General features: G+C 36.0%; 11 protein-coding genes. 6 read left to right on the plus strand and 5 right to left on the minus strand.

Annotated elements, in window-relative coordinates; all coding sequences use genetic code 11:
• The 3 genes from BZK14_RS10340 to hisG all read right to left on the minus strand — a co-directional run.
• Window positions 1-759: aminotransferase class I/II-fold pyridoxal phosphate-dependent enzyme (locus BZK14_RS10340; protein WP_245831307.1), on the minus strand; the 759-nt coding region annotated here is incomplete at its 3' end.
• Between the two features lie 3 nt (window positions 760-762).
• A complete protein-coding gene (gene hisD / locus BZK14_RS10345) occupies window positions 763-2,055 on the minus strand; it encodes a histidinol dehydrogenase (RefSeq protein ID WP_077926418.1) in 1,293 nt (430 codons plus the stop codon).
• Between the two features lie 2 nt (window positions 2,056-2,057).
• A complete protein-coding gene (hisG, locus tag BZK14_RS10350; protein ID WP_245831311.1) occupies window positions 2,058-2,954 on the minus strand; it encodes an ATP phosphoribosyltransferase in 897 nt (298 codons plus the stop codon).
• 166 nt (window positions 2,955-3,120) lie between these two features.
• Between hisG and BZK14_RS10355 the strand changes: the two genes are divergently transcribed.
• The 6 genes from BZK14_RS10355 to BZK14_RS13110 all read left to right on the plus strand — a co-directional run bounded on the left by BZK14_RS10355 (window position 3,121) and on the right by BZK14_RS13110 (window position 9,807).
• Window positions 3,121-4,749 (plus strand): hypothetical protein, encoded by a 1,629-nt coding sequence (locus BZK14_RS10355; RefSeq protein WP_077926420.1) that lies wholly within the window; start codon window positions 3,121-3,123, stop codon window positions 4,747-4,749.
• Window positions 4,749-5,762: a hypothetical protein gene (locus BZK14_RS10360; protein WP_077926421.1), complete on the plus strand. Its 1,014-nt coding sequence runs from the start codon at window positions 4,749-4,751 to the stop codon at window positions 5,760-5,762. Before BZK14_RS10355 ends, BZK14_RS10360 begins: the two co-directional genes overlap by 1 nt.
• Before the next feature lie 82 nt (window positions 5,763-5,844).
• A complete protein-coding gene (locus tag BZK14_RS10365) occupies window positions 5,845-7,038 on the plus strand; it encodes an MFS transporter (protein ID WP_245831309.1) in 1,194 nt (397 codons plus the stop codon).
• A 184-nt stretch (window positions 7,039-7,222) separates the two neighbouring features.
• Window positions 7,223-8,575, plus strand: coding sequence for a cytochrome ubiquinol oxidase subunit I (locus BZK14_RS10370; RefSeq protein WP_171973702.1), 1,353 nt, complete (start codon window positions 7,223-7,225; stop codon window positions 8,573-8,575).
• 7 nt (window positions 8,576-8,582) lie between these two features.
• Complete coding sequence (gene cydB, locus BZK14_RS10375) at window positions 8,583-9,650, plus strand: cytochrome d ubiquinol oxidase subunit II (RefSeq protein WP_077926424.1); 1,068 nt, start codon at window positions 8,583-8,585, stop codon at window positions 9,648-9,650.
• A 22-nt stretch (window positions 9,651-9,672) separates the two neighbouring features.
• Entirely contained in the window at window positions 9,673-9,807 is a 135-nt protein-coding gene (locus BZK14_RS13110; RefSeq protein WP_171973703.1) for a DUF2474 family protein, read from the plus strand.
• 47 nt (window positions 9,808-9,854) lie between these two features.
• On the opposite strand, the gene BZK14_RS10380 is transcribed toward BZK14_RS13110, so the two are convergent.
• Window positions 9,855-11,300 (minus strand): MFS transporter, encoded by a 1,446-nt coding sequence (locus BZK14_RS10380; protein ID WP_077926425.1) that lies wholly within the window; start codon window positions 11,298-11,300, stop codon window positions 9,855-9,857.
• Between the two features lie 92 nt (window positions 11,301-11,392).
• Window positions 11,393-12,466 (minus strand): alpha/beta hydrolase, encoded by a 1,074-nt coding sequence (locus BZK14_RS10385; protein ID WP_077926426.1) that lies wholly within the window; start codon window positions 12,464-12,466, stop codon window positions 11,393-11,395.
• Between the last annotated feature and the right edge of the window lie 121 nt (window positions 12,467-12,587).

Consider the following 12,587-nt stretch of genomic DNA (forward strand, 5'->3'; position numbering starts at 1 on the left):
CAATGTTTGCTCAGCAATTTCCACAACAGGCATTGGCATTGGATAAGGCGCAATCACTTTTTGTAATGATTGAATCAAATCTGCATTGGCAATTGTGAATCCACAGCGAATCCCTGCAACACCAAATGCTTTGGATAATGTACGAATGATGGCTAGGTTAGGGAATTCAGCCAAACGTGTTGCAAAGCTTTCTCTATCAGAGAATTCAATATAAGCCTCATCGAGTACAACGATGGTTTGTTCACTTACACCATTCAATACTGCTTCAATATCAGAAATATTCATTAAATTGCCAGTTGGGTTATTTGGCGAACAGATGAATACTACTTTCGCATTTTGTGCAGCTGATAAAAATGCAGGAACGTCCACTTGAAAATCTGCTGTTAAGGGTGCTTCTAAAACTTTAGAGCCCACAACGTAAGAATCAATGGCATACATGCCAAATGTTGGTGGTGAAAATAAAATCGCATTTTCATCATTACAGAATGCTTCGATGATGAGCTTAATGGCTTCATCACCGCCTAAAGAAACTAAAAGATTTTTAGGTTGAACACCTGCATATTGCGCATAACTTTCTAGCAAAACTTTGGGTTGAGGCTCAGGATAACGGTTAAAGTATTTATTGGATAAGCGATATTCACGCGGATAAGGATTTTCATTGGCATCCAAATAGATTGCTTGTTGATCCTGATCTCTGGGCGCCACTGTATATGGCACTAAGTTTTGAATAGAGCGCTTTTCTTTATCTGTCATCGACATCTTTTAATCTCCTTGGATAGCTTTGAGCCTAATATCTACTGCTAATTTGTGGGCATCTAATAATTCTTTTTCTGCTAATAGAGATACCACAGGACCCAAATCTTTTAAACCATCTTTGGAAATTTCTTGAACTGTCATGCGTTTACTAAAATCTGCTAATCCCAAACTTGATACTGTTTTTGCATAACCATATGTTGGTAATACATGATTGGTGCCAGATGCATAATCCCCCATAGATTCAGCAGAATATTGACCTAAAAATACAGAGCCAGCATGCTGAATATCATTGAGTAAACTGCGTGCATCATCTGTTTGAATGATTAAGTGTTCTGGCGCATATAAATTGCTCACTTTTACAGCTTCAGCCAATGAATTCACAATGATGGTTGTGCTGTGCTTTAAGGATTCAATCGCTGTATCTTTGCGAGATAATTGATTGAGCCAATAATCTAAAGAGACATTCACTTTATCCGCCATTGCTTGGGATGTTGTGACTAAAATCACTTGTGAATCTGTACCGTGCTCCGCTTGGGATAATAGATCAGAAGCCACAAAGTCAGGATTCGCATTATCATCTGCAATCACTAAAACTTCAGAAGGGCCAGCAGGCATATCAATGGCTGCACCATTCATCATTTGGCTCACTTGGCGTTTAGCTTCTGTCACATAGCTATTACCTGGGCCAAAAATTTTATCTACTTTTTCAACTTTCTCTGTGCCTAAACCCAATGCAAACACAGCTTGTGCACCGCCGATTGTATAAATCGTATCAATATCACACAATTTCGCTGCATATATGATTTCATTAGCAATGGTTGGCGGAGAAGCCAATACAATGCGTTTGCAACCTGCAATTTTTGCAGGAATGGCAAGCATTAAAACAGTAGAGAAGAGCGGAGCTGTGCCACCCGGAATGTATAAACCTACTTTTTCTATTGGCCGTGTTAATACTTCACATAACACACCTTTTTGCGTTTCAATTGAAATAGGTGAAGGTTTCTGTGCTTCATGAAATTTATAGATATTGTTATAAGCATTTTGAATGGCTTTTTTAAACTCATCAGATAAGTTTTGCTCAGCTTCAGTAAATGCTGATTGCGGTAAAACCACATCTGTTAACAGAGTTTTATCAAATTGCTCAGTGAAGCGAATTAAAGCTGTATCACCTTCTTTTTTAATTGCATCGCCGATGGCACGAACATTATCTTCTAAGCTCTGTGCGCTCATTTGAACAGGGCGCTGTAAAACTTGAGATTGCTCTTCGGCGGATAAATCATTCCAAACTACGGTACGCATTGTTACTCCATCATTTTTTCTATAGGTAAAACTAAAATTGAACTCGCGCCTTTGGCTTTTAGGGCTTCCATGGTTTCCCAAAATAAAGATTCTGTACTCACCATGTGCATTGCAACACGCGTTGTATCATTACCCAATGGTAAAATGGTTGGCATTTCAGCACCTGGCAATAAGCTACAGATTTCATCTAAACGATCTTTAGGTGCATGGAGCATGATGTATTTTGATTCGCTCGCTTGTGTCACACCTTGAATACGTGTCATCAACTTATTGATGAGTGCTTGTTTTGTGTCGCTCATTTCGTTGGTAGATTGAATGATCACGGCTTTAGAACGATAAATGACATCCACTTCACGTAGGCCATTGGCTTCCAATGTTGCACCTGTAGAAACGAGATCACAAATGGCATCAGATAAACCTGCACGCGGTGCAACTTCCACTGAACCATTGAGCATCGATGTTTTGAATGGTACGTTTTTACTATCTAAAAAGCGTTTTAAAAGATAAGGATATGATGTGGCAATGCGTGTATCTTTTAAAGATTGCACAGATTCATACGGCATTTCTTTAGGAATCGCGAGAGATAAGCGGCAACCACCGAATGGTAATTCTTTCAATGTGATGTAATCATTATCCATTTTACCTTCACGGCGTAGGCTTTCTTCTTCTAAGACGTTTTGTCCAATGATGCCAATATCTACAACACCATCGAACACTAAACCAGGGATATCATCATCACGCACGCGGAGAATATCAATCGGCATATTTTCCACATGAACAATGAGCTTATCTTTTTGTATGGTCATTTTTAAGCCACATTGTTTGAACAGTGCTTCTGATTCTTGACTCAAGCGACCGGATTTTTGGATCGCAATTTTTAAACGTTGAGGTTGCATAATCTTCCTTTGATTTTTGAATTATCTTACTACTGTACTACCAAGATGGTACACCTGAAAAATTATTATGCAAGCCATTTTGTGTGATGAAGTGAAAATATTTTATTGGAATGGGCTATAATCGAACTTTTATAATATCTCTAATTGATTGTTTAATAATAAATAAACTATGAAAAAATCTCTCATTTGTGCAGCATTAATTATTTTGGGTTTAACATCTTTTTCGGTGGCAGAAGAGCAAGTAGAGCTTTTGCCTGAAGTTAAAGCACTGATTGAGGTCAAACCACTAAATATTGAATTATTAGAAGATAATTTATTCATTGCTCTTTTAGGGGCGATGTATGCGGATGACAATTATTATGAACTAGCTAAAGAGAGTTATATAAAAGATTATCAAACTGTTATCGATAATATTTCTGATGATTCTATGCTTTCGCAAGAAATTATAAATTTAATCGGGCAGGATAATACCTATACAACATTACAATGGATCGAAGGGTGGGCTAAATTTTATAATACGCCTTGTGAGCAGTACTTGAATGATGATTGTGTTGAACAGATTGTCAGTGATAAACAGATGGTATTGTTGGATATTGAAAAAAATCAAAAAATATTAGACCGATACCAATTAATTTTTTCTAAAAAATATAGAAATGGCATTGTTCCTCTACCTAGAGATGGTGCAGCATACATGCAATTGCCAAGCTATGCAGTTTTTTTGAAGGCGCATAATCTTTCCTTAGCACAAGCCATGATTAAAATTTCTGAGGGAAATATTGATGGTGGTATTGATATTTTAATTATGCAGCAAAAGCATATCAATCAAATGATTAATGCTGAGACACTGATAGGCTTAATAGGTACGATGATTACAATTCAAGCGCAGCAAAGAATGGATCAATATCTATCCAGTCTTATGCATAGTAAATATGCTTTGAGTGTAATGAAATCAGATAAATATATAGAATTATTTGAAAATCATGACATCTATCGACGCACTATTTCACCTAGCTTTATCAACAGTTTATGGATTGATCAGCAATATTATGGATTGTATGCATATTTGCCTGTATATCTAGCATCAGAAAATATAATAGCAGCTGAAGGTAAAGATCTAAAGTGGAGTAATTTACAGGATTTGATGATGTTGGATTTCATTGAAGTTAAGGAAGAACTATCAAAAGTAGCCATTGATATTAGTAAATTGAAAAAACAACTAAAAGATGAACAAGGAGAATTGCCTGATACTATTCATCTTGAAAAAATACCGCTTAAGTTGTTTTTAAAAGAATTTTTGGGATATCTATCGTTGAAATATCCGTCAACTCAAGCAGTTAATCAGTTTTATCAGCTTACACATGAGGTTTTTGAGGAGTTGATGCGTGATCCCTATAATCAAAAAACGGGTTTAGATCTACAAAAATTTTGTGAAGGTGCCATTCATACTGTAGTGATTGGTGCTTGCGATAGCTTATCTACTTTTAATTATATTCTTGTTATGGGGGTTCAACGTAGCTATCACAATATGGTTTATCTGAAATATTTAATTTTGAGAGATAATATTCAAGATTTAGACATTCCTGAATTTTTGAAAGCGCAAGGTGATTTAGCTATTGATCCTATTACTCAAGAGCCTTTTCAATGGGATGCCGAAACACGGACTATATTTACACCATTGAATGATGAAAAAAGGTACTTACCATCAACGATTAGAGAAGCTATAAAGCAAAATCCTGACATTAAAAATTTACAAGTAACGATTCCTAAAAGAAATTCAAAACAAAATAAGGATCAATAATGAAAAAATCTCTCATTTGTGTAGCATTAATTATTTTGGGTTTAACATCTTTTTCGGTGGCTGAAGATTTTAAAGCACCGAAACGCCGTGCTTTTAGTGATATTAACATTATGGCATTACAAGCCATACAGTGGAATGATCCTCAATCAATACCTTCTATGCCATTGAAGATTAAGATTGAGCCACCGATTGCATCAGGTTTGATCATGGATCAGGCAAACAGTTATATTCAAAAAGTGTCGGTAGAAACATCACCATTTCCTAGATTGAGTCGAGATGTTGTTTATCTAGATGGCAAAGGTAATTATTTAGAATTGGATGAACTGATTGATCAAACGCCCTTTATGGGGCATTTTTGGTTTGTCGATCAGGGATTGAATCAGCTTAATATCCTAACAGATAGTTACAGTGAGCCATATTATTTCGCACAATCCAAAGAAGCCGTAAAAGATTTTCAACTGAACATTAACAGTGATGAATTATATGAATTAAAGTTTTCATGGTTTGATGCAAATAATGATCAATTCTATCAAGAGCATTTAATGTTGAATGCTTATAAAATTGCACAGAAGATTTATAAAAATCTGCCGGATGAAACATTCGATTACTTGATGATCTCTATAAATGGTGGTGGAACTTATACTTTATGGCTAGGCAATGATTTATTAGAGATACAAATAGCGCATCAATATCAGGCTCAAGCAGTTAATTATGATTGGGGTAAATTTAGCTTAACTTTACCGGATGAGTTACAAAAATTCACTCGCCAAGAGATCCATGAGCAACAGATTCAACTAACAAAACTACCTTATTTAGATGAAAAATTTAATTTAAAAGACCAAAATGGCAAGGCAATTCCTAACTTTAAGTATCGAGTTCAGAGAGAGGATGGTAAAAATTATTGTGGTGTCACAAATTTAGATGGAGATACCAAGCGCATTAATACAGGAAATATTGCCTATACGCTACAACTTTTTGATGGTAAACGTTGCCCGATCATTGATAAAGATTAAATGAAGATCAAGAAAATTTATCGTATGCAATTAATATAATATCTGCTTAAATGAATGCCCCAAAATATTTTAGGATAGTGTCGTGATACAGCCCCAAAGTACGATGAAAACTGCATTTCCAATTTTATTGATGATTGGGATGGCGCATTTAAGTAATGATTTAATTCAGTCAATGTTGACGGCGATTTATCCATTGCTACAAGTGAATTTTGCTTTAGAATTTGCCCAGATTGGCTTAATTAGCTTGGTGTATCAAATGACCGCATCAATTTTGCAACCGGGCATTGGCTTTTTTACAGATCGTAAACCTAAACCATATTTATTACCTTTTGGAATGTTAGCCACAACAAGTGGCGTAATATTATTGGGCTTTGCGACTAATTACACGCATTTATTGATTGCAGCAGCGATGATGGGGGTTGGTTCTTCAATCTTCCATCCTGAAGCTGTGCGTTTAACACGAATTGCATCGGGCGGAAGATATGGCTTAGCACAATCCATATTTCAAGTAGGTGGTAATTTAGGCTCATCTTTGGGACCATTGATAGCAGGCATTATCATTGTGAAATATGCGAATCAGAAAAATATTTTTTGGTTTGCGGGTATTGGCGTTTTAGCTGTGGGATTATTATCTTATTTAGGGCATTGGGGCAGCCAACATCAAAAAGCAAAACCGAAAGGACAAACCAAAGAAGTGACATTCCCCTATGGGAAAACTCGTACATTGTGGGCATTGTTAATTTTAGCTGTTTTGATTTTTGCGAAATACTTTTATATGTCGAATTTCACAAACTACTTTAGTTTTTATTTGATCGAAAAATTCCATGTAGAGCGTTCTAATGCTGTGATTTTAGTTTTTATTTTTATGGCATCCATTGCAATTGGTACATTCATTGGTGGGCCCATTGGCGATAAAATTGGCAGAAGAAAAGTGATCTGGTTTTCTATGATTGGTGCATTGCCATTTACATTGGCTTTGCCACATTTGCCTTTCATTGGCGTAATTATTTCATCAGTGTTTATTGGGTTAATTTTAGCCTCTGCTTTTTCAGCAATTGTAGTATTTGCCCAAGAACTCGTGCCCGGGAATGTAGGTATGATTGCGGGAATATTCTTTGGGCTAATGTTTGGTATGAGCGGAATTGGTGCAGTGTTTTTGGGGTGGCTTGCTGATCAAACAAGCTTGCAAACTGTATTTGTCTGCACATCTTTCTTACCAATTTTAGGAATACTTACTTGGTTACTACCAAATATTAATAAAAGTCAAGATATGTGATTGAAAAATTCTTATAAATTACTGATTATTTGATGTGGAATAATCTTATGTTATAAATTATAAAAGGGGACTAGTAATCCACTACATGAAATAACAAAGCTTTGTTAATATCTGCTTACTGCAAATTTATGTGTAGTAAAGTTAAGATATGTAAAATAAAATATTAACAGATATGGAGTTATTAATGAGTGCACTACTATTAGCACGGATTCAATTTGCTTTTACGGTCTCCTTTCATATCCTGTTTCCTGCAATGACAATAGGCCTTGGAATGTGGTTAGTTCTACTAGAAGGCTTATGGTTAAAAACCAAGAAACCGGTATATATGGATCTTTATAATTATTGGGTAAAATTTTTTGCCATTGTTTTTGGCATAGGTGTTGTAACTGGCGTTGTGATGGCGTTTCAGTTCGGTACAAACTGGAGTGAGTTTTCTAAATTTTCAGGATCAGTAACAGGACCACTATTAGTTTATGAAGTTGTCACGGCATTCTTTTTAGAAGCTGGATTTTTAGGCATCATGCTGTTTGGTCGCAACCGTGTTGGACCTAAGATGCATTTCTTCGCAACAGCAATGGTTGCTTTAGGCACAACATTCTCAGCATATTGGATTTTGGTTTCGAATAGTTTCATGCAAACGCCGCCTAGCTTAGAATCTGGAGCAATTGAAATTGTCGATGGTGCTGTGATTGTTAAAGATTGGTTAGCAATCTTATTCAGTGCATCTTTACCTGTGAGATTGTTGCACATGATTACTGCTGCATTGACAACAGCAACTTTGATCATTTGTGGAACTGCAGCATGGCATATTTTGAGAGGCAATCGTAATATTGCTATTAAAAAAATGTTGAGTATGTCGATTGTTATTTTATTTTTTGTTTCTATATTTCAAGTAGTTGTAGGTGATTTTCATGGTTTGAATGTTAAAGAGCATCAACCAGAAAAATTGGCTGCTATTGAAGGGCATTGGGAGCCTTCAAAGGATGGAGAAGGTGCACCATTCATATTATTTGCGATTCCAGATCAAGAAAATGAAAAAAATGACTTTTCCATTGAAATTCCTCACTTAGCAAGTTTGGTATTGACACATAGTTTGACAGGTGACATTGATTACTTGAAAAAATTTCCTAAAGAGAATCGCCCCCCCGTTGGATTGGTTTTCTGGTCATTTAGAATTATGGTGGCTTTAGGATTTTTGATGGTGATTCAGGGGGCTTGGGGGATGTGGCAGCGTCGTAAAAAAACACTCGGACAGAATCATGGATTATTACGTTTAGCTGTTGTCATGGGGCCTGCTGGTTTATTGGCAGTTTTATCTGGATGGTTTGTAACAGAGTTGGGACGACAACCTTGGTTGGTTTATCACATGATGAGAGTTGATGAGGGCTATTCATTCATTCATACAACAACTGATTTAACAATTTCTTTGGCTCTTTTTATCGTTGTATATTTAGTTCTTTTGATATTTGGTGTGACTTATCTTGTCAGAATTTTAAGACAAGGGCCGCACAGCACAATGATTGAATCTAACGCATAAGGAGAACATGATGGAATACAATACATTAGTGATTGCATGGACTGGCATCATTTTATTAGGTGTAGCAATTTATGTAATTTTAGATGGATTTGATTTGGGCGTTGGGATGCTGTATCCCTTTGTATCAACAGAAAGGGATCGAACATTAATTATGAATAGTGTCGGCCCTGTATGGGATGGTAATGAAACTTGGTTAATATTAGGAGGCGCTTCTTTATTTGCTATTTTTCCTATAGCCTATTCTGTTGTGTTATCTGGATTATATATTCCGATAGTTTTATTGCTAATCTCATTAATTTTTCGTGGAATTTCTTTTGAGTTTAGGCACTCTGCAGAAGCATCTAAACGCTATATTTGGAATCGAACTTTCTTTCTAGGATCAGTGTTTACAGGTTTTTTTCAAGGTATCATCGTTGGTGCTTTGATCCAAGGGTTTGATTTTATACCAGCAGCTGAGGCTGTTAATGCACCTGTTGGTTATGTTTCAAAAGGAGCTTTGGATCTTGTTATGGGCGGTAATTCAATGTCTTGGTTATCACCTTTTACAATTGTAACAGGCATCAGTTTAACTATCTTTTATGCATTATTGGGATCCACTTGGTTAATTAAGAAAACAGAAGGGCAATTACAAAGCCAAATCCGTCAAATTGCTAAAAAAATTGCGATTATGTTTTTTGTATTAGCAACGATGATTTTAATTTGGACAATTATCATGTGGAGAACTGAGCTTTTTGCTGCTGAAAATGTATGGAAGCTATATATTTTTGCAATGGCTTATATTTTAGCGATAGGTGTTAGTTTTATATTAATGAAGTCGATTCATAAGGGATCAACTCATTGGCAGCCTTTTATGTATACTTTACTATTAACAGTATTGGGCGCTATAGGTTTAATTGCTTTCTTATTGCCTTATATTGTTCCATTTCAAGTAACAGTTTTTCAAGCTGCGTCTGCTTATTCTGCGATGAGTTTTGCATTCATTGGTGCCGTGATCTTTATTCCCGTGGTATTGGTTTATACAGGATATATTTATTATGTTTTTCGAGGAAAAGTTCAAGAGGAAGAAATATATTAGTAATATCAATCAAAATCCAGAAATGCCTCAACCTAAAATTGGTAGTTTAAAATGCCAATGTTTTTGGATGATGGGTTTATGGTCAGGTGGTGTTGTTGCTTTGTATATTGTCGTGAAAATATTAAAAGTTGTTATGAAAACCATTGGTTTATATTAAAGTACAGTATTGATAGCCTTCGCATTAGCCAAGGCTATTTTTAAATATTATTGAATTGCCTGAAACATTGGCAATTTCAAAATCTTAATTACCAAAAATATTGCCAATACTGGCGCAATTGAGAATAGGGCAAATAGCCAGTTGGATGCTACTTGTGCGCCAATTATGCCGCCGATTCTCACTAATCCTGCTTGGTTCGCAACTAAACCTGCAAAGGCTGCCGCTAATGCTGTTGCGTATAATTGTACCGTTGTAATGGATGCTGAAGTTAAAGTTTCTTCGCCTTTGGGGGCTGATACAAAAACTAAATTCAATAAATGTGGCCAAATTAAGCCGATCCCGAAGCCAATCCCAAACAAAGCAAAACCATAAATGATGAAATGTAAAATCTCTGTTGAACCATGATTGGACATCGTGAATGCCAACGTGATTAGGGCGCAAGTGACAATCAAAGGACCTATCATCATCAATATTCTGCGAGTTTGTCCAAGTTTTGCAGCACTTGGTAGTGCAGAGATTGTCCAGCCTGCAGCCATGATTGCTGTCATATAACCTGCGCTCAATGGTTTCATACCATGGATAATTTGTAGGAAGTAGGGGACAAATATCTCAGTCGTCATTGCGATCATTAATAAAATCATCACTAAATAGGTTCTGCATAATGTTGTACTGATGCTATAAGAACCTGTGGGTAATAATTTATTGCTAGCATATTTGTCTACTTTGATCATCCAAATTAATGCAATTAATCCCAAGATTAAGCAAATGCTAGTCCATGTAAGTTCTTCTTTTAAGCTTGATAATGAGATGAAAATTATCGATAAAATAAGTAAGGCTAATGAATAGAAAGGGATTTTGGGTTGTTGGCTATTTTGCTTTGTAATTTTTTGTGTGATTTGGCTATTCACAACAATAGCTAAAACAGTGATGAATGGTAATAATGACCAAAATGCCCAGCGCCAATGCCCACCTTGTGCAAAGAACCCGCCAATTGTTGGGCCAAATAGTGTGGATAATCCCCACATTGCAGAAACTAGGGCTGTGGCTCTTGTCCATAAATGTTGCTCAAATACAATGCGAATTAATGTATAGCCGAGTGCAAACATAATACCGCCACCTAAGCCTTGGAATGCACGCCCCAATAATAGCAATGGCATATTGAATGCGATGGCGCAGCCGATGGATCCTATTGCAAATAGCAATAATGCTAATAAATAAGCACGTTTTGGCCCTAAATTCATAACTAATTTATCAGTCATTGTGGATCCAATGATAGAAGTTACAATGAATAAAGTTGTGTTCCATGAGAAAAATTCTAAGCCACCAATGTCATTGACGATGTTGGGCAAAATAGTTGTAACGATGTACATATTAATGGCATAAATGGCTACACCGCCTACTAAAGTAAGCGTTCTAAGAGCATTACCATTGCTAAAAAGATCGGCCCAAGAAGCACCGGGCTCTGCCGTTTGTAAAGGTTGTTCGCTAGACATTGTAAGGATTCCTGTTGATTATCCAATGATTTGATGGACTATGATATAGTGCGAATGGAATCCAAACAATTATGTTTGTCTAGTATGAATGATTATTCAGCTGCTGATTTTGCAACATTACCTTTTGGGTAAATAGAGATAATGTAATCTTGGAACTGTTCAGCAACTTTTTTATCATCTGAGCGCTTTAAATAATTTAATACAGCTTCCAAATAAGGCTCGCTTGGTTGAAGCTCAAAGCCAAGATTTTGGCTGAGTTTTGCATATTGCTCTTTCACTAAATTGGGATTTTCAGGAATGGCTTTCATATTCACTTGAATGCCATCAAATACATAGCGTAAGCCGTCTAAATTACCTTTCAATGGCACAGATCCATGATCTTCACCTGCATATTGCGCATATTGATAGCTTAAATTTTTGAATGGTTTCTCTTGTAGATACATATCCAATTTTTGAATGCCATTATAGTGACCTGTTAAATGCCCTTTGTTTTCGCTGTCACCTACTTGCGTCATGAACAGTTTTTTATTTTTAAAATCTTTACCTTTGACTGCTTGGAAACGTTTAAGCATCACTTCATCATCCCACCAAATGCTTGGATCATGTACGATATAAGCTTGCATCTCTTTTGTACCATTGAGCATGTGATTCAATGCTGTAATGCCACCAAAAGAGTGACCAACAAAAATATTTAATCCATTAGTACGATATTTTTTCTCGATATCAGGCATAACTTCTGTTTCTAGAAATTGGAAAAAGGCTATGTTGCCACCTGTTGTGCCTTCGATACGTTTACCTTCTTTTGAGTCAGGATCAGTTTTTTGTATTGTTGGTGTTAAATCACGAGAACGCTCTGTATTCACAATACCAACCACAATCATTTCTGGCATAGAAGGATAAGGAGCTTTAGATAGTTTTTGTACAAATCCAGTGAAGTAATGGAAGTTATTTTCTCCATCTAAAAGGTATATTACAGGATAATCTTGATTTGGATATTTTTCATAAGATGGTGGTAAATAGATTTGAATTTCTCTATTTTCATTTAAAATAGAAGAATGTAGGGTTTGTATTTCACCAATAGAAATTGCATTTTGTGCAAAAGCATGCGTTGAGATTTGTGTGGCAACTAGGCCCAGCGCCAGCCATAAAGAAGCTTTTTTAAACATAAAGAATATCCTGTGATTGGTGATAAAATGATAATGATAATCATTGTTATTTATAAGGGCAATGGTTAATGTAAAATTAATTCATAAAAAGATATTGACCAAAGGGACTAAAAGGAGTTTA

This window comes from Wohlfahrtiimonas larvae (assembly GCF_002006755.1).
Taxonomy (GTDB): domain Bacteria; phylum Pseudomonadota; class Gammaproteobacteria; order Cardiobacteriales; family Wohlfahrtiimonadaceae; genus Wohlfahrtiimonas; species Wohlfahrtiimonas larvae.